We start from the raw sequence: 21,180 nt of genomic DNA on the forward strand, positions 1-21,180 counted from the left end.
GACACGGGCTCCGCGGCGCCGTAGGCTGTTTGCGTGCTCTTGCTCGCTCTGGATACCGCCACGCCCGCCGTGACCGTCGCGCTGCACGACGGTACGGACGTCATCGCCTCGTCGAGCCAGGTCGACGCACGCCGGCACGGTGAGCTGCTGCTGCCCGCCGTGGACCGGGTGCTCGCGGAGGCCGGCCTGCGGCTCGACGCCGTCACCGCCGTCGTCGCCGGCACCGGCCCCGGCCCGTACACGGGGCTGCGGGTCGGCCTGATGACCGCGGACGCCTTCGGGCTCGCGCTCGGCGTGCCCGTGCACGGCGTGTGCACCCTGGACGGCCTCGCGTTCGCCGCCGACCTGGCGGGCCCCTTCGTGGTGGCGACCGACGCCCGCCGCAAGGAGGTCTACTGGGCGCGGTACGCCGACTCCCGCACCCGGCTCACCGACCCCGCCGTGGACCGGCCCGCCGACATCGCCGAGCAGGTGGCCGGGCTCCCGGCCGTCGGCGCGGGCGCGCTGCTCTACCCGGACACCTTCCCCCGGGCGCACGAGCCGGAGCACGTGTCCGCCGCCGCCCTGGCCCGGCTGGCCGCCGAGAAGCTGGCGGCGGGCGAGGAGCTGCCCGCGCCCCGGCCGCTGTACCTGCGCCGGCCCGACGCTCAGGTCCCCAAGAACTACAAGGTGGTCACCCCGAAGTGACCGAGCCAGCCACCGCCGAGTCCGTACCCGCCGTGCTGCGCGAGATGCGCTGGTGGGACATCGACCCCGTGCTGCGCATGGAGCGTGAGCTGTTCCCGGAGGACGCCTGGTCGCGCGGGATGTTCTGGTCCGAGCTGGCCCACGCGCGCGGGCCCGGGGCGACCCGGCGCTACCTGGTCGCCGAGGAGGACGCCCACGTCGTCGGCTACGCGGGCCTGGTCACCTCCGGCGAGCAGGCCGACGTGCAGACCATCGCCGTCGCCCGCGACCACTGGGGCACCGGCCTCGGCGCGCGGCTGCTGACCGAGCTGCTGCACGCGGCGACCGACTTCGAGTGCACCGAGGTGCTGCTGGAATGCCGGGTGGACAACACTCGGGCCCAGCGGCTGTACGAGCGCTTCGGCTTCGAGCCCATCGGCTTCAGACGCGGCTACTACCAGCCGGGGAACGTGGACGCCCTGGTGATGCGCCTGACCGACCCGTCCACCTCCGTACCGGGAACCGAACGAGGAACCGAGAACCATGGCTGACTCACGCGACGAGCCTCTCGTCCTGGGGATCGAGACCTCCTGCGACGAGACCGGTGTCGGTGTCGTGCGCGGCACCACCCTGCTGGCCGACGCCGTCGCGTCCAGCGTCGACGAGCACGCCCGCTTCGGCGGCGTCGTGCCGGAGGTGGCCAGCCGCGCCCACCTGGAGGCGATGGTGCCGACCATCGACCGCGCCCTCAAGGAGGCGGGGGTGAGCGCGCGCGACCTCGACGGCATCGCCGTCACCGCCGGACCCGGCCTCGCGGGCGCGCTGCTGGTGGGCGTCTCGGCGGCGAAGGCGTACGCCTACGCGCTCGGCAAGCCCCTGTACGGCGTCAACCACCTCGCCTCGCACATCTGCGTCGACCAGCTCGAACACGGTGCGCTGCCCGAGCCGACGATGGCGCTGCTGGTCTCCGGCGGGCACTCCTCCCTGCTCCTGTCCACGGACATCACCTCGGACGTCCGCCCCCTCGGCGCGACCATCGACGACGCGGCCGGCGAGGCCTTCGACAAGATCGCCCGCGTGCTGAACCTGGGCTTCCCGGGCGGTCCGGTCATCGACCGGTACGCGCGCGAGGGCGACCCGGAGGCGATCGCCTTCCCGCGCGGGCTGACCGGCCCGCGCGACGCGGCGTACGACTTCTCCTTCTCCGGTCTCAAGACGGCCGTGGCCCGCTGGATCGAGGCCAAGCGGGCGGCGGGGGAGGAGGTGCCGGTGCGCGACGTGTCGGCCTCCTTCCAGGAGGCGGTCGTGGACGTGCTGACCCGCAAGGCGGTGCGGGCCTGCAAGGACGAGGGCGTCGACCACCTGATGATCGGCGGTGGCGTGGCCGCCAACTCGCGGCTGCGGGCGCTGGCCCAGGAGCGCTGCGACGCGGCCGGGATCCGGCTGCGGGTGCCGCGCCCCAAGCTGTGCACGGACAACGGCGCGATGGTCGCGGCCCTCGGCGCCGAGATGGTCGCCCGGAACCGGGCCGCCTCCGACTGGGACCTCTCCGCGGACTCCTCCCTGCCGGTGACGGAGCCGCACGTGCCGGGGCAGGGCCACCCGCACGGCCACGGCCACGACCACGACCACGACCACGTGCACGAGGTCAGCAAGGAGAACCTCTACTCGTGACCGTCGCGCTGATGTGGGAGGCGCGGGCCGTGCCCGGCCGGGGCGGGGAGCTGCTGGCCTGGGCGCGGCGGCAGGAGCTGCCCCGGCGGCCGCTGCGCCGGGAGACCCTGCGCGCGCCGCAGGACCGTGTCCTCGTCATCACCTGGTGGGACGCCGCGTACGACGCCGGACTCCCGGAACTGCCCGAACCGGACGAGAACCTGGTGACGCGGGCGGTGCACCGCTGGCGGTTCGAGTCGGTCGAGTCGGCCGAGCCGGTCGAATCGGCCCGGAGTGCCGACGGTCTGGTCGAATGATTCGGCACTGACGTCGAATGTTCCGATGGGCCTCGGTTCGCCGGCCCTTCGTCAAGCGGCCTGATGGGGTTACGATCGCCGCCATGACATCCCCGCAGCCCGCTGAAACCCGGACGCAAAAGCGGTCCGCTCAGACCGCGACCCTCGCCGAGATCGCGCGTGAGGCCGGTGTGTCGGCACCGACTGTTTCGAAGGTGCTCAACGGCCGCGCCGACGTCGCCCCGTCGACCCGGGCCCGCGTCGAGGAGCTGCTGCGCGTCCACGGCTATCGGCGCAGGCGGGCCGAGTCCACCCGCTCGCCCCTGATCGACCTGGTCTTCCACGAGCTGGAGAGCGCCTGGGCGATGGAGGTCATCCGGGGCGTGGAGAACGTGGCCCGGGACACGGGGCTCAGCGTCGTGCTCTCCGAGAGCGCGGGCCGCCTCACGCCCGGCCGGACCTGGGCCGACCAGGTCGCCGCCCGCCGCCCGCACGGCGTGATCCTCGTCCTGTCCGGCCTCGACGAGTCCCAGCGCGCCCTGCTCACCAGCCGCTCCATCCCGTTCGTGGTGATGGACCCGGCCGGCGACCCCGGCGCCGACGTGCCGTCCATCGGCGCCACCAACTGGCAGGGCGGCCTCGCCGCCACCCGGCACCTGGTCGACCTCGGCCACACCCGCATCGGCGCCATCAGTGGACCCACCCGCATGATGTGCAGCCGCGCCCGCATCGACGGCTACCGGGCCGCCCTGGAGACGGCGGGGCTGCCGGTCGACCCCGGCCTGATCGTGACCGGCGACTTCCACCACGAGGCCGGCTACCGGCAGGGTCTCGAACTGCTGCGCCGCCCGGACCGCCCGACCGCCGTCTTCGCCGGCAACGACCTCCAGGCGCTCGGCCTGTACGAGGCGGCGCGTGAGCTGGGGCTGCGCATCCCGCACGACCTGAGCGTGGTCGGGTTCGACGACCTGCCGGTGGCCCGCTGGGTGGGGCCGCCGCTGACGACCGTACGGCAGCCGCTGATGGAGATGGCCGAGGCGGCGGCCCGGCTGGTCCTGGACCTCGGGCGGGACGACGGTTCCTCGACGGCGACCCGCGTGGAGCTGGCCACCAGCCTGGAGGTGCGCAGCAGCACGGCGCCGCCCCAAGAGGGCCGGGCCGTGACGGGATGAGCGGATAAGCCCGCAGTCTGAGAATTTCCGCAGAAGCCCGACCCACCTGTTCCAGTTTCAATAATTCGGACTTATGTTCCTTCCGGTGGGGCATCCGGGTGGGGACGCGGACGGGACTGGCAGGGCGGGGGCTGACGCATGGCGGCGCGGGGCGGACAGGACGGACGGGGCGGCCGCCGGAAGGGGCTGAGGGTGGCCGGCCTGGCCCTGGCCGGTTCCCTGCTGCTCGGCGCCGGTGCGGCGGGCTGGGCCTACTGGCACCTGAACGGCAACATCAAAAGCGTCGACATCAACGGCGCGCTCGGAGACGACCGCCCCGCTCGACCGGTCACCGTCCCCTCCGCCTCCCCGGTGCCCACCGGCGCCCTCAACATCCTCGTCCTCGGCTCCGACTCGCGCAGCGGCGAGGAGAACCAGGAGCTGGGCGGCGGCGACAGCGGGGGAGCCCGCTCGGACACGGCCATGGTCGTCCACCTCGACGCGGGCCGCACCGCCGCCACCGTCGTCAGCATCCCGCGCGACACCCTCGTCGAGCGCCCCTCCTGCCCGCTGCCGTCCGGCGGTACGACCAGGGCGGCGAGCGGCGCGATGTTCAACACCGCCTACGAACTGGGCGGGCCGGTCTGCGCCGTGAAGACCGTCGAGTCGCTCACCGGCGTGCGCATGGACCACTACGTCGAGGTCGACTTCTCCGGCTTCGCCGACCTCGTGGACGCGCTCGGCGGGGTCACCGTCACCACGGACGTGGACATCGACGACGACAAGAGCCACCTGCACCTGGACGCCGGCACCCACCACCTCGACGGCACCGAGGCCCTCGGCCTGGCCCGCACCCGGTACGGGCTGGCCGGCGGCAGCGACCTCGCCCGGATAGAGCTCCAGCACAAGCTCGTCAAGGCGCTCCTCGAGCAGATCTCCGCCACCGACCTGCTCACCGACCCCGCCCGCCTCTACCAGGTCGCCGACGCTCTCACCGGCAGCCTCACCACCGACACCGGCCTGGACTCGCTGGGCGAGCTGACGAACCTGGGCCGCAGCCTCGGGGACCTCGCCGCGGACGACGTACGCACGCTGACGATGCCGGTGCTGCCCGCCCCCTCGGACCCCAACCGGGTGGTGGCCGACCAGCCGGACGCCGCCGAGCTGTGGGAATCGCTGCGCTGAGATGCGCCGACAGAGGTCCCGGAAATCTTTCCGGCGTGTGTCGATCCGCGGCCGGCCCGTTCGACGCAAGGGTGAGAGGCCGGGAGAAGCCCGGCTGCCGAACCGTCCGAGGAGTCACCATGCCCCGCTACCTGTCCCTCATCCGCATCGAGGAGTCCGACGCCCTCTCCGGCGGCCCCAGCCCCGAGCTGATCCAGCGGATGGAGAAGCTGATGGAGGAGATGACCAAGGCCGGCGTCCTGCTGGACACGGCCGGCCTGACCCCGACCAGCGAGGGCACCCGCGTCCACTACGAGGGCGGACAGCTCTCCGTCACCGACGGGCCCTTCACCGAGACCAAGGAGGTCATCGGCGGCTACTCCCTGCTCCAGGCCAAGGACCGGGCCGAGGCGGTCGAGTGGACCAAGCGGTTCCTGAAGGTGCACGAGGAGTACTGGACGGTGACCTGCGAGGTGCGCGAGCTGATGGAGGGCTGAGAGGCTGAGCCCGCGGAGGGCGGTCCGGTCCCGTTTTGCCCCGGCCGCCCGAGGGTGTTGCATGGTGGGCTGTGCAGCCGCAGCCCACCGCAGCCTTCGAAACCGTCTTCCGGCTCGAGTCGCCCCGCGTGATCGCCGGGGTCGCCCGGCTCGTCCGGGACGTCGGCATCGCCGAGGAACTCACCCAGGACGCCCTGGTCGCCGCCCTGGAGCAGTGGCCGAGGGACGGGGTGCCCGACAACCCGGGCGCCTGGCTCATGACCACCGCCCGCCGCCGCGCCGTCGACCTGATCCGGCGCCGGGAGACCTACGCCCGCAAGCTCGCGGAGATCGGCCGGGACCTGCCCGCCTCGGCGCCCCCGCCCGAGGAGCCCGCCGACCCCGAGGACATCGACGACGACCTGCTGCGGCTGATCTTCACCGCCTGCCACCCGGTGCTGTCCGCCGAGGCCCGCATCGCCCTCACCCTCCGCCTGCTCGGCGGCCTGACCACGCCCGAGATCGCCCGCGCCCGCCTCGTGCCCGAACCGACCGTCGCCCAGCGCATCGTCCGCGCCAAACGCACGCTGGCCAGGAAGAACGTCGCCTTCGAGGTGCCGTACGGACCGGACCGCGCCGCCCGCCTCGGCTCGGTCCTGGAGGTCATCTACCTGATCTTCAACGAGGGCTACGCGGCCACCGCGGGCGACGACTGGCTCCGCCCCGCCCTGTGCGAGGACGCCCTGCGCCTGGCCCGCGTGCTGTCCGCCCTGATGCCGAAGGAGCCCGAGGTCCACGGCCTGACCGCGCTGCTGGAGTTCCAGTCCTCCCGCACCGCCGCCCGCACCGCCCCCGACGGCGAGCCGGTGCTGCTGAAGGACCAGAACCGCCACCGCTGGAGCCGCCTGCTCATCGCCCGCGGCGTCACCGCTCTCGGCCACGCCCACGCGACCACCGGCGCCGCGGGGCCGGGCCCGTACGCCCTCCAGGCCGCGATCGCCGCCTGCCATGCGACGGCCCTCACCTACGAGGAGACCGACTGGCCCCGCATCGCCACGCTCTACGGCCTGCTCGCGGCCCGTGCCCCGTCCCCGGTCGTCGAACTCAACCGCGCCGTCGCCGTCTCGATGGCCGAGGGCCCGGCCCCCGCCCTGGCCCTCGTCGACGCCCTCGCCGCGGAACCGGCCCTGCGCGACTACCACCTGCTCCCCAGCGTCCGGGGCGACCTCCTGCTCCGCCTGGACCGCACGGCGGAGGCCCGCGAGGAGTTCGAACGGGCCGCCTCCCTGACCCGCAACGCACGCGAACGCGCGCTCCTGCGGCGCCGCGCGCGGGAGACGGACGCCCTCTAGCCGTCCTGGCGGACGGGGTGCCCGATCAGCATCGTCGGCGCCCCCGCGACCCGCGTCAGGAACACGGTCGCGGCGTTCGGCCCCTGCGGCCTGACCTTCCTCCGCAGCTCCTCCGGCTCGACCGCCGAGCCCCGCTTCTTCACCGTCAGCGTGCCGACCCCGCGCTCCCGCAGCAGCGCCTTCAGCTTCTTGACGTTGAACGGGAGCTGGTCGGTGATCTCGTAGGCGGTGGCGTACGGCGTGCTGTGCGCTTCGTCGGCGGTGACGTAGGCGATGGTCGGGTCGATCAGCCCGCCGTCCAGGTCGTCGGCCACCTCGGCGACCAGGTGGGCGCGGATAACGGCGCCGTCCGGCTCGTACAGGTACCTCCCGACCGGCCGCGCCCCGGGGTCCGGGAGCATGGTCTCGGGTGTCACGTAGATCCCCGCCATGGCGGGCAGCAGCGTCGCCCGCCGCGCCCCCGGCGTCACGTCCGGGCCGAACCACAGCACGGCCTCCTTGACGTCCCCGCCGTCCGAAACCCACTCGGCCGTCGCCTCCGGGGGGATCGCCTCGTGCGGAATGCCGGGCGCGATCTTCAGCAGGCCGAGCGGCGCCCCGAGCGCGGCGGACACGGCCCAGGACAGGGGCGGGGAGTACGCCTCCGGGTCGAAGATCCGGCCGCGTTTGGAGGAACGCCGGGCGGGGTCGACGAACACGGCGTCGTACCCGGCCGTGTCCACCTCCGTCACATCGGCCTCCCGCACCTCGATCAGGCCGGCGAGACCGAGCGCGTCGGCGTTGGCACGGGCCGCCGCGGTGGTGACCGGGTCGTGGTCGACGGCGAGGACCCGGATCCCGGCACGGGCGAACGCGATCGCGTCGCCGCCGATCCCGCAGCACAGGTCGGCGACGGACCGCACCCCGAGCGCCTGGAGGCACTCCGCCCGGTACGCCGCCACGCTCGCCCGCGTCGACTGCTCGACCCCGTTGGGCGTGAAGAACATCCGCCCGGCGTCCTCGGCCCCGAACTTCGCCACCGCCCGCTGCCGCAGCCGCGCCTGCCCGAGCGCCGCCGACACCAGCTCGGCGGGATGCGTGCGCCGCAGCCGGGTCGCGACCGCCAACTCCCGGGCGGGGTCGGTGTCGCGCACCTCGTCGAGGAGCGCGCGGCCTTCGGGGGTCAGGAGGAAGTCGAGGTCGTTCACCGGGTCATTGTGGGCCAGTCGGTGGATGGTGTGCCTCCGGCGCGGTGTCGGGCCGGGTCCGGCGGCCGGGGACTGCGAGGATCCGGCACCATGCGAGAAGTCGTACAAAATGATAAAAGTCGGGCGTCGCGTCGCGTGTCCCGGGCCCCCCGTGCCACCGCCGTCCTCGTCGTCGCCGTAGCCGCCCTCGCCGCCGGCTGCGCTCAGGACGACGGGCAGGGGGTGCGCGGCGCCTCCGGCCAGCAGGCCCCGAAGGCGCCCCCCGCACGCGCGGTCGACGGCGCGGCCGAGGCGCGCGAGGCCCGGGCCGCCCTGGCCGCCGCCGCCAAGCGCTGGGACCTGAAGAAGGTCCCGCTGGCGGCCCCCGTACCCCCCGCGAAGAAGCCGGAGATCAAGGCCCGCGAGGGCTTCGAGGTCGACGGCCAGGAGGAGGACGGCCTTCCGCCGGTCTTCACCACCGTCCCCACCAAGGAGAAGATCGTCTTCCTCACCATCGACGACGGCGCCGAGAAGGACCCGGCGTTCCTGAAGATGATGAGCGAGCTGAAGATCCCGTACACCGTCTTCCTCACCGACGAGGAGATCAAGGACGACTACGGCTACTTCAAGAAGATGCAGGCCCGCGGCATCACCCTCAACAACCACACCCTGAGCCACCCCTACCTCCCCGGGCTCTCCTACGAGGACCAGAAGCGGGAGATCTGCGGCATGCAGGACGTGATGGAGAAGCACTACGGCAAGCGCCCCACCCTCTTCCGCCCGCCGTACGGCAACTACAACCGCGACACCCTGCGTGCCGCCAAGTCCTGCGGGATCAAGTACGCCCCGATCTGGAGCGAGGAGGTGTACGTCGACCACTGGGAGTACCGCGAGTGGGACCAGGACCTGCACCCCGGCGACATCGTCCTCACCCACTTCCGGGGCGAGAACGACTGGGACGGCACCATGACCGACATGGTCCGCCGCTTCCTGGACCGGATCACCGCCGACGGGTACGCGGTGGCCCGCCTGGAGGACTACCTGTGAGGCGAGGGCGGTCCCGCCCGGCCGGCGCCGCCCCGGCCGCCCTCCTGCTCCCCCTGCTCCTGCTGCTCCCGCTCACCGGCTGCGACCGGAGCGCCGCCGCACCCGCCGAACACGCGGCGGCGGCCGGGGACCCCGCGCAGGACGCCGACCGGGGCCGTCGCCTGCCGCCCGTCGTGGACCACGTGCGCACCGACGACCCGGTCGTCTTCCTCACCTACGACGACAGCGCCGAACGCGACCCCGCCTTCGCCGCCCTGGTCCGCGAACGGCGGCTCCCGGTCACCCTGTTCCTCACTGACACCGTCGCCGGACCGGCGTACGGCGACCTCGCCCGGCTGCGCCCGTTCGGCGCGAGCCTGCAGAACCACACCCTCGACCACCGCTCCCTGCGCGGCCTGCCCTACGCCGGCCAGCGCGCCGAGATCTGCGGCCAGCAGACCAAGCTCAGGTCCCGCTTCGGCGTCCGCGCCCGCCTCTTCCGTCCGCCGCACGGCACGTACGACACCACGACCCTGCGCGCCGCCGCCGACTGCGGCATCACGGCCCTGGTCCTGTGGCGCGCCACCCTCGACACCGACGGCGCCCTCACCTACACCCGCGGCGACCACCGCCTCCACCCCGGCGACATCATCGCCGTGGACCCGGACCACCCGACGGCCACGAACCTGACGGCCCGCACGGAACGTCTGCTGGAGACGGCCGAGGAGCAGGGGCTGAGGGTGGGCGACTTGGAGGACTACGTCTGACTTCTTGCCGCAGACCGGTGACCTTTCGACCCAGGCCGGCATCATCCAGCCCGTCCGGCGTTTGAGGACGAGGCCCGTTCAGGGCCGAAGCGGGGGCCTGGGGGCGGCAGCCCCCAGCGACGCCCACACCCACGCAGGGTGCCTCCACAAACCGGCGTTCACCCGAAAACCCCGCCGACGCGCCGCCGGCATTGGCACTCCGCTTGACCGAGTGCTAATCGCAGTCATAGGCTCGGCTCTGGCACTCCCCACTGGAGAGTGCCAACTACGCGACGGGCAGGTCCGGCACCCGCGACGACGGATCCACCTGGTCGCCACCTCAGACAGTTAACCCCGTGAGATCTCCGAAGGGGGAGGTCGGATCGTGACGACCACCAGCTCCAAGGTTGCCATCAAGCCGCTCGAGGACCGCATCGTGGTCCAGCCGCTCGACGCCGAGCAGACCACGGCTTCGGGCCTGGTCATTCCGGACACCGCCAAGGAGAAGCCCCAGGAGGGCGTCGTCCTGGCCGTGGGCCCGGGCCGCTTCGAGGACGGCAACCGTCTTCCGCTCGACGTCAGCGTCGGCGACGTCGTGCTCTACAGCAAGTACGGCGGCACCGAGGTGAAGTACAACGGCGAGGAGTACCTCGTCCTCTCGGCCCGCGACGTGCTCGCGATCGTCGAGAAGTAGTTCACCCGAAGCACCTTGCTTTCCAGCTGCGCCCCTGGCTCCCGCGACCTTAAAAAGCCGGGCGTCGGGGGCGCAGTTGCCGTATAACCCCAAGATTTCCGGAAGAGGGCTCACGCTCCCATGGCGAAGATCCTGAAGTTCGACGAGGACGCCCGTCGCGCCCTCGAGCGCGGCGTCAACAAGCTCGCCGACACCGTGAAGGTGACGATCGGTCCCAAGGGCCGCAACGTCGTCATCGACAAGAAGTTCGGCGCCCCCACCATCACCAACGACGGCGTCACCATCGCCCGCGAGGTCGAGGTCGAGGACCCCTACGAGAACCTCGGCGCCCAGCTGGTGAAGGAGGTGGCGACCAAGACCAACGACATCGCGGGTGACGGCACCACCACCGCCACCGTGCTCGCCCAGGCGCTCGTGCGCGAGGGCCTGAAGAACGTCGCCGCCGGTGCCTCCCCGGCCCTGCTGAAGAAGGGCATCGACGCGGCCGTCGCCGCCGTGTCGGAAGACCTCCTCGCCACCGCCCGCCCGATCGACGAGAAGTCCGACATCGCCGCCGTGGCCGCGCTGTCCGCCCAGGACCAGCAGGTCGGCGAGCTGATCGCCGAGGCGATGGACAAGGTCGGCAAGGACGGTGTCATCACCGTCGAGGAGTCCAACACCTTCGGTCTGGAGCTGGACTTCACCGAGGGCATGGCCTTCGACAAGGGCTACCTGTCTCCGTACTTCGTGACGGACCAGGAGCGCATGGAGGCCGTCCTCGACGACCCGTACATCCTGATCAACCAGGGCAAGATCTCCTCCATCGCGGACCTGCTGCCGCTGCTGGAGAAGGTCATCCAGGCCAACGCCTCCAAGCCGCTGCTGATCATCGCCGAGGACCTGGAGGGCGAGGCGCTCTCCACCCTCGTCGTCAACAAGATCCGCGGCACCTTCAACGCGGTGGCCGTCAAGGCCCCCGGCTTCGGCGACCGCCGCAAGGCGATGCTGCAGGACATGGCCGTCCTCACCGGCGCCACGGTGATCTCCGAGGAGGTCGGCCTCAAGCTCGACCAGGTCGGCCTCGAGGTGCTCGGCACCGCCCGCCGCATCACCGTCACCAAGGACGACACCACGATCGTCGACGGTGCCGGCAAGCGCGACGAGGTCCAGGGCCGCATCGCCCAGATCAAGGCCGAGATCGAGAACACGGACTCCGACTGGGACCGCGAGAAGCTCCAGGAGCGCCTCGCGAAGCTGGCCGGCGGCGTGTGCGTGATCAAGGTCGGCGCCGCCACCGAGGTGGAGCTGAAGGAGCGCAAGCACCGTCTGGAGGACGCCATCTCCGCGACCCGCGCCGCGGTCGAGGAGGGCATCGTCTCCGGTGGTGGCTCCGCGCTGGTCCACGCCGTCAAGGTCCTCGAGGGCAACCTCGGCAAGACCGGCGACGAGGCCACCGGTGTCGCGGTCGTCCGCCGCGCCGCCGTCGAGCCGCTGCGCTGGATCGCCGAGAACGCCGGCCTGGAGGGCTACGTCATCACCTCCAAGGTCGCCGAGCTCGACAAGGGCCAGGGCTTCAACGCCGCCACCGGCGAGTACGGCGACCTGGTCAAGGCCGGCGTCATCGACCCGGTGAAGGTCACCCGCTCCGCCCTGGAGAACGCCGCCTCCATCGCCTCCCTCCTGCTCACGACCGAGACCCTGGTCGTCGAGAAGAAGGAAGAGGAAGAGCCGGCCGCCGGGGGCCACGGCCACGGCCACGCCCACTGAGCGACACGCTCGTAGAAGGGCCCGGCATCCTGGTGGATGCCGGGCCCTTCCCGTTCCACCGGCGCATACGCCAGTGGCGAGACGCGGTGATGTGTCATGAGCAAGGGGGAAACATGCCAGAAATCCCGTCCGGCGAGGTGTTCACCGGCCGTGTGCTGGAGTGGCACAGCGAAGAGGGTTGGGGCGTACTCGCGTCCGACGCCCTTCCGGAGCGGGTCTGGGCGCATTTCTCGATGATCGAGGCCGAGGGCTTTCGCGAACTGACCGCAGGCCAGGGTGTCGTGTTCTCGGCCGAGCGGGCCGAGCAGGACGAGTACCACTGGCGCGCCGTGTGCGTCCGGCCGAAGACGGCCACGCACCACCGTCCGGACGAAGCGGACGGGCCGGGCTACGCGTCCGGTCCGGACATCGACTTCGACTCCTGACCGGGCAGCGGCTTCGGCACCCGCTCCTTGATGATCTCCGGCAGGTTGCGGTCCTCCAGGACGACGATCTCGAACCGCTCGTTGAGGTACTCCAGCTGGGACAGGTCGCGCTGCCGGGAGATGAAGGACGCGACCGGTGCCGCGTCACCCGGGGGCCGTCACAGCAGCCCGCTCAGCGGCAGCACCCGCTCGGCGAGCCGCCCCCGCAGCCGCTCCCCGGAGGTGTCGACCTCCTCCTCGAGCCAGCCCGCGGCGACCAGCAGTCCGGCGTGCTCGGCGACCTCCTCGGGCCGCAGGCCGCAGAAGGAGGCCACCGTGTCCAGCGCGAGCCCGTCGCCGTCCTCGCCGGCACCTCCGAGGCGCCCGTCGGGACGGCTGTGGGCCGCGGTGTACACGGCGAGGAGCCGTGTGGCGGCCCCCGCCTTCTTCTTCCGCAGCTTCCGGTCGCCCACCACCTTCTGCGCCCACCCCGACAGCCGCGCCCGCGTGACCTTGCCGAAGAAGAAGGGGCGGGGCTGGGTGGGAATCAGCGTGGGCACCGTGACCTGGGTGGGTTCCTCGGGCCGGGACATCAGCGCGTCGTCGGCGGTGACGTCCTCCGGCAGCAGCAGCCAGCCCGCGTCGGCCAGCGCCTGGAGCACCCGCTCGGCGTCGCCCTGCAACCAGCCGCTGAGGTCCTGCCCGGTGACGTTCCCGGTACCCGCACGCGCGGCCCGCAGGGTGAGCATCAGCACCGCGAGCCGTGCCTCGGCCTCGGGGAACGGGGAGTCGGCCCGGACGTGCTCCAGCACACTGCGGACGTGGACGCCCTGGCCCCGGGTCAGCAACCGCTCGACCACCGGCCCGCCCCCGCCCACCGGGACGCCGTGCCGGTTGGCGTCCATCTCCCGGGTGGTCCGCGCCGCCGCCGCGGCCCGGTCCGCCTCCTCCCGCAGGGAGGTGTCGCCGGTGACGTCGGCCCACAACGCGAAGGCGCGGGCCTTGCGCTCGTGGAGTTCGGCCAGCACGGCGAGGTCCGGCTCGGGCCGCCGCTGGTACGCGCGGAACGCGTCCCCGAGCTCGGTCAGCTCCACGCGCAGCACCTCGGGCTGGAGGTCGTCCGGCACGATCCGCTGCGCGACCTTCGCCCATCGCCCCGCCTTGCGGGACCTGGCAGGAACGCCGCCGGGCCGGGGGCGCGGGGTGGACCGGGCGCGCGGGACGGAGGGGGCCCCGGATTCGGCGACCCCGACGGCGCCGGGACCGCCGGAAGTGGGCACCGCCGACGGAGCCCCACTCCCACCGCCCGGAGCGTCGGAGAACAGCACCGTCCCCCCACCGGGCGCCGCCCTCAGGCCTCGGCCCGCCTTTCCCCTGTCCGTACGCTCCCCGTCGGCGCCGTCGACGAACAGTCCGCCCCCGTCACCAGTGCCCGCGTTCACGTGATGCCGTCCTCTCCCTCGCCGAACCTGCGACCTCCCGCCCGCTGCGGGCGCAGCCACCCGACGCTAAGTCGCAGCGGCACCTCGCCAGAGGCGGACGGGCATGGACCACACGTTCGGGTGAGTGGTCGTACCCGGGAGCGCCGTGGTCCGTTCTACGCAGCGACCGCCCTGCAGTGTGTGGACGACGAGCAAGGGGGCGGGGACGAACTCCAGGCGCCCTCGTTCAAGGGCACCCTGGAGGCGTGCTGTTGGGTGACCCAGAGTCCGCAGCGGGCAGCGCGGGGTCCGGCCGAGTCGGTCCGCCGAACGAGTTCCTGCGCGAACTCCGTGGCCGGATGCCGCGGAGCCGGAACGCGGGGCGGAGTTACGCGATGCGCTGCCCTCGCCAAGTCTTCGTCGGTCAGAGGCGTGGACCGAGGAACAGGCCACCGCTCGCGTCGAGGATCTGCCCAGTGACCCAGCGGGCGGCTTGATCGCACGGGCACTCGCCGCGTCCTTCGGCGATGACGCCGTCGCCACCCGCCGGAAGGACTGAAGCGTCACCGACCGGGCGCTGTCATCCCTCTCGGCCATCGAGCACGGCGCGGTGCCGACGCCTCCCGGAGCGCTGAACAATGGCTGTCGAAACTCGTGAACAGAGTCAGTGCATGAAGTCCTTGTGATCAATCATTGCGCCACCCCCGCCGCCGATATGAGGCGGCGCAAGGTCACCGCGCCGTCGTTTCGGTCAGGAGAGGTCCTCACCGGGCCTGGCCCCCTACCGCGCTACTGCGGGCCGTACCTGCGCCCCGTCCGCGACGTGATCCCGCCCAGCAGCCCCCGCGGCACCAGCTTCGCCGCGCCCATCAGGGTCTTGTAGCGGGGGTCGGGGATCGACAGGGACTTGCCGCGGGAGAGGTCCGCGAGGGCCGCGGCGACGACCTTGTCCGCGTCGAGCCACATCCAGTTCGGGATGTTGTCCGTGCCCATGCCGGCGCGCTGGTGGAACTCGGTGCGGACGAAGCCGGGGGCGAGGGCCATCAGGCGTACGCCGCTGCCGGCCAGGTCCTTGGCCACGCCCTGGGTGAACTGGACGACCCAGGCCTTGGAGGCGCCGTAGGTGCCGCGCGGGACGAAGGCGGCGACCGAGGCCACGTTGACGACGCCGCCGCGGCCGCGCTCCCGCATGCCCGCCACCGCCGCGGAGGTCAGCCGGAGCACCGCCTCGCAGTGCACCTTGAGCATGGTCAGCTCGTCGGCCATGGGGACGTCGAGGAAACGGCCCTTGTTGCCGAAACCGGCGTTGTTGATCAGCAGGTCGACGGGGTTCTTGCGGTCGGACAGCCGGGCCGCCACCGCGTCGATGCCGGCGTCCGCCGACAGGTCCGCCGTCAGCACCTCCGCCTCGATGCCGTGCCGGTCGTGCAGCTCCGTGGCCTGCTCGCGCAGCCGCTTGGTGTCACGGGCCACCAGCACCAGGTCGTGTCCGTCGGCCGCCAGCCGCCGCGCGAACGCGGCGCCGAGGCCCGCCGTCGAGCCCGTAATCAATGCCGTTGTCATGGCGCAAGGTTAGGGCGCGGGGCGAGGACTGCGGACCGAGCCCGTCCGCTTCGCTCCGGCGCCGTACTGCTCCACGTACTTCCGCGCCGACGCCAGTGCCTCCGGATGCAGCGCGTCGCCCGCCGCGAGCAGCCGGGGGAGCAGGTCCCGCTGGGTCGTCACCGCCCGGAACTGCAGGGCCACCGTCACCTCGTGCGCGGGCCGGTGCACGATCCGCACCGGATCGCCCGCACGGATCTCACCGGCTTCGAGGACGCGGAAGTAGGCGCCCGGCGCGCCCTTCTCCGTGAAGCGCTTCACCCAGCGCTGTTCACCCATGTGGCCCTGGAAGGTGCGGCAGGGGATGCGCCCGGACGTCACCTCGAGGAGCAGCTCGGGACCGATCCGCCAGCGCTCGCCGATGAGGGCCCCGGCGAGGTCCAGTCCCGTGGTGGTGAGGTTCTCGCCGAACGAGCCGTTCGCCAGCTCGCGGCCCAGTGTGCCCTCCCAGTCGTCCAGGTCCTCGCGCGCCATCGCGTAGACCGCCTGGTCGGGGCCGCCGTGGTGACGCGTGTCGCAGACGGTGTCGCCGGCCAGGCCGCTCGCCCCGAAACCCTGCGACCCGGGCGCCGCGACCCGCACGGGCCCGTCGGTCGGCCGCTTGTCGATGCCGGTGACGCCCTCGGGCTGGTCCGTGTACGGCACCGCATTCGCGCGTCCCAGGTTGACGGACAGGAGCCTCATGGCGGAAAGGTGCATGACGGAACGGTAGGTCATGCGAGGTCAAAGCGGCGACGCATTATTCGTGGTCCGGTCAAAGGGTCGCTTATCCTCGGGGGTGTGATCGAGGCCCGTCATCTCCGCGTGCTGCGCGCCGTGGCATCCACCGGTTCCTTCTCCGCCGCGGGGCGCGAGCTGGGCTGCACCCAGCCCGCCGTCAGCCAGCAGATGAAGGCCCTGGAGTCCTCCGTCGGCACCCCCCTGCTCGTGCGCACCGGGCGTGAGATGCGGCTGACCCAGGCCGGAGAGGCGCTGGTGCGGCACGCCGCCGGGATCATCGCCGGGCTCACCGCGGCCGAGGAGGAGGTCGCCGCGATCGCCGGGCTGCGCGCCGGGCGGGTCCGGCTGGTCTCCTTCCCCAGCGGCAGCTCCACGCTCGTACCGACCGCCCTGGCCGCGCTGCGCGCCGCGCACCCCGGCACCCGGGTCTTCCTGGAGGAGTCCGAGCCGCCGAAGTCCGTCGAGCTGCTGCGCGAGGGCGACTGCGACGTGGCGCTCGCCTTCCGCTACGAGGGTGCGGCCGGTGCCGAGGAGTGGGACGACCTCGTCGTACGGCCGCTGCTGACCGACCGGCTGGTGGCGCTGGTCCCCGAGGGGCACCGGCTCGCCCGTGCGGAAGGGGTCGGATCCGTGGCGATCGGGGAGCTGGCCCGGGAGTCCTGGATCGCGGGCTGCCCGCGCTGTCGCGGCCAGTTGGTCGAGGTGTGCGAGGGGGCCGGTTTCACTCCGCGCATCGACTTCGCGACCGACGACTACCCGGCGGTGGTCGGCCTGGTCGGCGCGGGCCTCGGCGTGGCCGTACTGCCCCAGCTCGCCGTCGAGTCCGTACGGCCGCGGGGCGTGCGTACGGTCACGCTGGAGCCGGCCGTGCGGCGGGAGATCGTCGCGCTCACACTGCCCGACCTGGCGCAGGTGCCGGCGGTGACGGCCACCCTGGACGAGCTGGCCCGGGCGGGGGCGCGCCAGTCGGCGCGGCGCTGACCGCGTCGGCGGAGTCCTGCCGGGGTCCTTGGGGGCTTGCCGTCGAGTCCTTCCAGAGAAACGTTCCTTCAGTGAGGGGCGGCCGCCTCCCCGCCGGCCGACGCCGATGCCGTCGCCGCCACCAGGCGGTTGCGGGCCCGTCCCATGAGTTCTTCGCGCTCGTCCTCGGTCAGCCCGCCCCAGACGCCGTACGGCTCGCGCACCGCCAGCGCGTGCGCCGCGCACTCGGCGCGGACCGGGCACCTCATGCAGACCTCCTTGGCCGAGTTCTCGCGAGCACTCCGTGCCGCACCGCGTTCACCTTCCGGATGGAAGAAGAGCGAGCTGTCCACCCCGCGGCACGCAGCCAGGAGCTGCCAGTCCCACAGGTCCGCGTTCGGTCCGGGAAGGCGGGAGAAATCTGCCATTGCGTGACCCCTTGTAGCCGTTCTGGGTGGATACGGTGTCCACGACCGTACAACTACGATCTAAGGAGATGAAAATATGACTCATTGCGAATCTAGCCTCAGACACCAGCGAAGTGGAAGAAAAGCGGCTGAATGGGGCACCGCTTGTGATGAAACGGCGCGGGTCCCGCCCGCACGTCTGCTGCGTGGCCGCCCCCTCACGTAGAGTGCCGAAGACGACACACAGCCCCGTAACTCTTTCGAGTGACCATCGTTGAGAGTGCGGAGGCGGTTGAAGGAACAAGTGCTCGGGCGGGCGTCCGGGACGGTCGACCGCACAGGTGACGATTTCGTACCAGCCTGGAGGCTCAACGTGACGCGCATCAGCTGCGGAGGACGGCCATGACTTCCGTCCTCGTCTGCGACGACTCCCCGCTTGCCCGAGAGGCGCTCCGCCGCGCGGTCGCGACCGTGCCCGGCGTCGAGCGCGTGACGACGGCCGCCAACGGCGAGGAGGTCCTCCGCCGCTGGGGTGCCGACCGCTCGGACCTGATTCTGATGGACGTGCGCATGCCCGGCCTGGGCGGCGTCGAGACCGTACGGCGGCTGCTGTCCGCCGACCCCGGCGCGCGCATCATCATGCTCACCGTCGCCGAGGACCTGGACGGCGTGGCCCTCGCGGTCGCCGCCGGCGCACGTGGCTATCTGCACAAGGACGCCTCGCGCGCCGAGCTGCGCGCCACCGTGACCCAGGCCCTGGCCGACCCGACCTGGCGGCTCGCCCCGCGCCGGCTGCGCTCGGCCGAGATGGGTGCCGCGCCCACGCTCACCGCGCGGGAGATCCAGGTCCTGGAGGGCATGAGTCACGGCCGCTCCAACGCGGAGATCGGCCGCGAGCTGTTCCTCTCCGAGGACACCGTCAAGACCCACGCCCGTCGGCTCTTCAAGAAGCTCGGCGCCTCGGACCGGGCACACGCCGTGGCGCTCGGCTTCCGGTGGGGCCTGGTCCGCTAGGCGCCCCCGTGCGAGGGAGTCCGAAAGGGCCCGTCGGGGACGTGACGATCCCCGCTTATCGCGAGGTGGGCGGGGGTGACAAGGCGCCCCGCCGGGTGCCCGCTGCTCGTTTCGCCGCGGATGACGCATCCTTGAGGTGTGGAGTTCCTCGGGGACGAGTCGGTCGAGCGGAAGGGGAGGGCGCAGGGGATGAGTTCCGGCGCACCTGCTCATAACGCTTCGGTGCACAACAACGGGCACGGAGCCACGGATCGGACGGCCGCAAGGCACCATGGACCGATGCGTGACGACGATGCGCCCCCGGACCAGGGGACGGTCGGTGGGCTCGTCCACCGCGCCGTGGACGGGGACGAGCAGGCCACGCACGACCTGCTCGCCCATGTCCACCCCCTGGCGCTGCGCTACTGCCGCACGCGCCTGTCCCGGCTGCCCGGCGACGCCCGGCACTTCGTCGAGGACCTCGCCCAGGAGGTCTGCGTCGCGGTGCTGCTCGCGCTGCCGCGCTACAAGGACACCGGACGCCCCTTCGAGGCGTTCGTCTTCGCCATCGCCGCCCACAAGGTCGCCGACCTCCAGCGCGCCGCGATGCGCCACCCCGGCTCGACGGCCGTCCCGTCCGACGAGATGCCCGAGCGGCCGGACGACTCCCTGGGCCCCGAGGAGCGGGCGCTGCTCAACAGCGACGCCGCCTGGGCCAAGAAACTGCTGGCCAACCTGCCCGAGAACCAGCGCGAGCTGCTCCTGCTGCGCATCGCGGTCGGGCTCACGGCCGAGGAGACCGGACAGATGTTGGGAATGTCACCGGGTGCCGTGCGGGTCGCCCAGCACCGGGCGCTGAGCCGGCTGCGGGCGCTGGCGGAGCAGTAGTCCGGGCGACCACCCGTGCGGCGGCCCCTCTCGTACAAAAGCACGAAGGTCGCACGCTTCCTTGATCGTGGAATGAGCCACGTCCACTTCCCGTTAGCATGGACATCCGCACCGATCAAGGCCATTTGGGGAAGGTGTCATGACTGCCAACGTCGACGGAGTGCCCGAGAAATTCGCGACACTCGGGCTGACCTACGACGACGTGCTGCTGCTGCCGGGCGCCTCCGCGGTGCTTCCGAACGCGGTCGACACCTCGTCCCGCATCTCCCGCAACGTGCGGGTCAACATCCCGCTGCTCTCCGCGGCCATGGACAAGGTGACCGAGTCCCGGATGGCCATCTCCATGGCCCGCCAGGGCGGCGTCGGCGTCCTGCACCGCAACCTGTCCATCGAGGACCAGGCCAACCAGGTCGACCTGGTGAAGCGCTCCGAGTCGGGCATGGTGGCCAACCCCATCACCATCCACCCGGACGCCACCCTCGGCGAGGCCGACGCCCTGTGCGCCAAGTTCCGCATCAGCGGCGTCCCGGTCACCGACGGCGCGGGCAAGCTGCTCGGCATCGTCACCAACCGCGACATGGCCTTCGAGACCGACCGCACCCGGCAGGTGCGCGAGGTGATGACGCCGATGCCGCTGGTCACCGGCCAGGTCGGCATCTCCGGCGTGGACGCCATGGAGCTGCTGCGCCGCCACAAGATCGAGAAGCTGCCGCTGGTCGACGGCGACGGCGTCCTCAAGGGCCTGATCACGGTCAAGGACTTCGTCAAGGCCGAGCAGTACCCCCACGCCGCCAAGGACGCGGACGGCCGCCTGCTCGTCGGCGCCGCCGTCGGCGCCAGCCCCGAGGCCCTCGACCGCGCCCAGGCACTCGCCGAGGCCGGGGTGGACTTCCTCGTCGTGGACACCTCGCACGGCCACAACAGCAACGCGCTGAGCTGGATGTCGAAGATCAAGTCGAGCGTCGGCATCGACGTCGTCGGCGGCAACGTCGCCACCCGCGACGGTGCCCAGGCCCTGATCGACGCGGGCGTGGACGGCATCAAGGTCGGCGTCGGCCCCGGCTCCATCTGCACCACCCGCGTCGTCGCCGGCATCGGCGTCCCGCAGGTCACCGCGATCTACGAGGCCTCGCTCGCCGCCCGCGCCGCCGGGGTGCCCCTGATCGGCGACGGCGGCCTCCAGTACTCCGGCGACATCGGCAAGGCGCTCGCCGCCGGCGCCGACACCGTGATGCTGGGCAGCCTGCTGGCGGGCTGCGAGGAGTCGCCGGGCGAGCTGCAGTTCATCAACGGCAAGCAGTTCAAGTCCTACCGCGGCATGGGCTCGCTGGGCGCCATGCAGTCCCGCGGCCAGGGCCGCTCGTACTCGAAGGACCGCTACTTCCAGGCCGAGGTCGCCTCCGACGACAAGCTCGTGCCCGAGGGCATCGAGGGCCAGGTCCCCTACCGGGGTCCGCTGGCCAACGTCCTGCACCAGCTCGTCGGCGGCCTGCGCCAGACCATGGGCTACGTGGGCGCCGCCACCATCGAGGAGATGGAGTCCAAGGGCCGCTTCGTCCGGATCACCTCCGCGGGCCTCAAGGAGAGCCACCCGCACGACATCCAGATGACGGTCGAGGCGCCGAACTACAGCCGCAGCAAGTAAGCAC

22 protein-coding genes are annotated in these 21,180 nt (G+C 72.2%); 17 read left to right on the forward strand and 5 right to left on the reverse strand.

The annotated features are described in order from the left end of the window. Positions 1-33 precede the first annotated feature (33 nt). The 8 genes from tsaB to ACFYZ3_RS06705 all read left to right on the forward strand — a co-directional run bounded on the left by tsaB (position 34) and on the right by ACFYZ3_RS06705 (position 6,758). Complete coding sequence (gene tsaB, locus ACFYZ3_RS06670) at positions 34-687, forward strand: tRNA (adenosine(37)-N6)-threonylcarbamoyltransferase complex dimerization subunit type 1 TsaB (protein ID WP_388514380.1); 654 nt, start codon at positions 34-36, stop codon at positions 685-687. After that, positions 684-1,217, forward strand: a complete 534-nt coding sequence (gene rimI, locus ACFYZ3_RS06675; RefSeq protein ID WP_388514381.1) for a ribosomal protein S18-alanine N-acetyltransferase — start codon at positions 684-686, stop codon at positions 1,215-1,217. Before tsaB ends, rimI begins: the two co-directional genes overlap by 4 nt. Then, complete coding sequence (gene tsaD, locus ACFYZ3_RS06680) at positions 1,210-2,340, forward strand: tRNA (adenosine(37)-N6)-threonylcarbamoyltransferase complex transferase subunit TsaD (protein WP_388514382.1); 1,131 nt, start codon at positions 1,210-1,212, stop codon at positions 2,338-2,340. Before rimI ends, tsaD begins: the two co-directional genes overlap by 8 nt. After that, on the forward strand, positions 2,337-2,636 hold the full coding sequence (locus ACFYZ3_RS06685; protein ID WP_388514384.1) for a hypothetical protein: 300 nt from the start codon (positions 2,337-2,339) through the stop codon (positions 2,634-2,636). Before tsaD ends, ACFYZ3_RS06685 begins: the two co-directional genes overlap by 4 nt. Positions 2,637-2,719: 83 nt before the next feature. Continuing rightward, on the forward strand, positions 2,720-3,787 hold the full coding sequence (locus ACFYZ3_RS06690) for a LacI family DNA-binding transcriptional regulator (protein WP_388514386.1): 1,068 nt from the start codon (positions 2,720-2,722) through the stop codon (positions 3,785-3,787). Between the two features lie 138 nt (positions 3,788-3,925). Then, a complete protein-coding gene (locus tag ACFYZ3_RS06695; protein WP_388514387.1) occupies positions 3,926-4,951 on the forward strand; it encodes an LCP family protein in 1,026 nt (341 codons plus the stop codon). A 119-nt stretch (positions 4,952-5,070) separates the two neighbouring features. Then, the gene (locus ACFYZ3_RS06700) at positions 5,071-5,427 is read left to right on the forward strand and encodes a YciI family protein (RefSeq protein ID WP_361010312.1); all 357 of its coding nucleotides are present in this window, start codon (positions 5,071-5,073) and stop codon (positions 5,425-5,427) included. A 71-nt stretch (positions 5,428-5,498) separates the two neighbouring features. Further along, the gene (locus tag ACFYZ3_RS06705) at positions 5,499-6,758 is read left to right on the forward strand and encodes an RNA polymerase sigma factor (protein WP_388514388.1); all 1,260 of its coding nucleotides are present in this window, start codon (positions 5,499-5,501) and stop codon (positions 6,756-6,758) included. On the opposite strand, the gene ACFYZ3_RS06710 is transcribed toward ACFYZ3_RS06705, so the two are convergent. After that, complete coding sequence (locus ACFYZ3_RS06710) at positions 6,755-7,945, reverse strand: methyltransferase domain-containing protein (protein WP_388514389.1); 1,191 nt, start codon at positions 7,943-7,945, stop codon at positions 6,755-6,757. The two genes, ACFYZ3_RS06705 and ACFYZ3_RS06710, sit on opposite strands and share 4 nt — an antisense overlap. Positions 7,946-8,035: 90 nt before the next feature. Here ACFYZ3_RS06710 and ACFYZ3_RS06715 point away from each other — a divergent pair, with 90 nt between their 5' ends. From ACFYZ3_RS06715 to ACFYZ3_RS06735, 5 genes are all read left to right on the forward strand, one after another. Continuing rightward, on the forward strand, positions 8,036-8,971 hold the full coding sequence (locus ACFYZ3_RS06715; protein ID WP_388514390.1) for a polysaccharide deacetylase family protein: 936 nt from the start codon (positions 8,036-8,038) through the stop codon (positions 8,969-8,971). Further along, positions 8,968-9,717, forward strand: coding sequence for a polysaccharide deacetylase family protein (locus tag ACFYZ3_RS06720; protein WP_388514391.1), 750 nt, complete (start codon positions 8,968-8,970; stop codon positions 9,715-9,717). Before ACFYZ3_RS06715 ends, ACFYZ3_RS06720 begins: the two co-directional genes overlap by 4 nt. Positions 9,718-10,081: 364 nt before the next feature. After that, on the forward strand, positions 10,082-10,390 hold the full coding sequence (groES, locus tag ACFYZ3_RS06725; protein ID WP_003974211.1) for a co-chaperone GroES: 309 nt from the start codon (positions 10,082-10,084) through the stop codon (positions 10,388-10,390). Positions 10,391-10,510: 120 nt separating this feature from the next. Beyond that, positions 10,511-12,136 (forward strand): chaperonin GroEL, encoded by a 1,626-nt coding sequence (gene groL, locus ACFYZ3_RS06730; protein WP_388514393.1) that lies wholly within the window; start codon positions 10,511-10,513, stop codon positions 12,134-12,136. A gap of 113 nt (positions 12,137-12,249) precedes the next feature. Next, entirely contained in the window at positions 12,250-12,561 is a 312-nt protein-coding gene (locus ACFYZ3_RS06735; protein WP_388514395.1) for a cold-shock protein, read from the forward strand. Positions 12,562-12,719: 158 nt separating this feature from the next. On the opposite strand, the gene ACFYZ3_RS06740 is transcribed toward ACFYZ3_RS06735, so the two are convergent. The 3 genes from ACFYZ3_RS06740 to ACFYZ3_RS06750 all read right to left on the reverse strand — a co-directional run bounded on the left by ACFYZ3_RS06740 (position 12,720) and on the right by ACFYZ3_RS06750 (position 16,247). After that, positions 12,720-13,820 (reverse strand): hypothetical protein, encoded by a 1,101-nt coding sequence (locus tag ACFYZ3_RS06740; RefSeq protein ID WP_388514397.1) that lies wholly within the window; start codon positions 13,818-13,820, stop codon positions 12,720-12,722. 930 nt (positions 13,821-14,750) lie between these two features. Next, positions 14,751-15,524: an SDR family NAD(P)-dependent oxidoreductase gene (locus tag ACFYZ3_RS06745; RefSeq protein ID WP_388514399.1), complete on the reverse strand. Its 774-nt coding sequence runs from the start codon at positions 15,522-15,524 to the stop codon at positions 14,751-14,753. A gap of 9 nt (positions 15,525-15,533) precedes the next feature. Further along, positions 15,534-16,247 carry an MOSC domain-containing protein gene (locus tag ACFYZ3_RS06750; protein ID WP_388514853.1) on the reverse strand — a complete coding sequence of 238 codons (714 nt, stop codon included), beginning with the start codon at positions 16,245-16,247 and terminating at the stop codon, positions 15,534-15,536. A gap of 96 nt (positions 16,248-16,343) precedes the next feature. Between ACFYZ3_RS06750 and ACFYZ3_RS06755 the strand changes: the two genes are divergently transcribed. Continuing rightward, positions 16,344-17,264 (forward strand): LysR family transcriptional regulator, encoded by a 921-nt coding sequence (locus ACFYZ3_RS06755; protein WP_388514401.1) that lies wholly within the window; start codon positions 16,344-16,346, stop codon positions 17,262-17,264. Between the two features lie 68 nt (positions 17,265-17,332). Here ACFYZ3_RS06755 and ACFYZ3_RS06760 read toward each other — a convergent pair whose 3' ends face one another. After that, positions 17,333-17,671: a WhiB family transcriptional regulator gene (locus tag ACFYZ3_RS06760; RefSeq protein WP_029394253.1), complete on the reverse strand. Its 339-nt coding sequence runs from the start codon at positions 17,669-17,671 to the stop codon at positions 17,333-17,335. Between the two features lie 381 nt (positions 17,672-18,052). Here ACFYZ3_RS06760 and ACFYZ3_RS06765 point away from each other — a divergent pair, with 381 nt between their 5' ends. The 3 genes from ACFYZ3_RS06765 to guaB all read left to right on the forward strand — a co-directional run bounded on the left by ACFYZ3_RS06765 (position 18,053) and on the right by guaB (position 21,176). Then, a complete protein-coding gene (locus ACFYZ3_RS06765) occupies positions 18,053-18,664 on the forward strand; it encodes a response regulator transcription factor (protein WP_003948568.1) in 612 nt (203 codons plus the stop codon). A 279-nt stretch (positions 18,665-18,943) separates the two neighbouring features. Next, positions 18,944-19,531, forward strand: a complete 588-nt coding sequence (locus ACFYZ3_RS06770) for a sigma-70 family RNA polymerase sigma factor (RefSeq protein ID WP_003974204.1) — start codon at positions 18,944-18,946, stop codon at positions 19,529-19,531. 139 nt (positions 19,532-19,670) lie between these two features. Beyond that, on the forward strand, positions 19,671-21,176 hold the full coding sequence (gene guaB, locus ACFYZ3_RS06775; protein ID WP_361010404.1) for an IMP dehydrogenase: 1,506 nt from the start codon (positions 19,671-19,673) through the stop codon (positions 21,174-21,176). Positions 21,177-21,180 lie beyond the last annotated feature (4 nt).

This window comes from Streptomyces sp. NPDC001599, assembly GCF_042893535.1.
GTDB lineage: Bacteria > Actinomycetota > Actinomycetes > Streptomycetales > Streptomycetaceae > Streptomyces.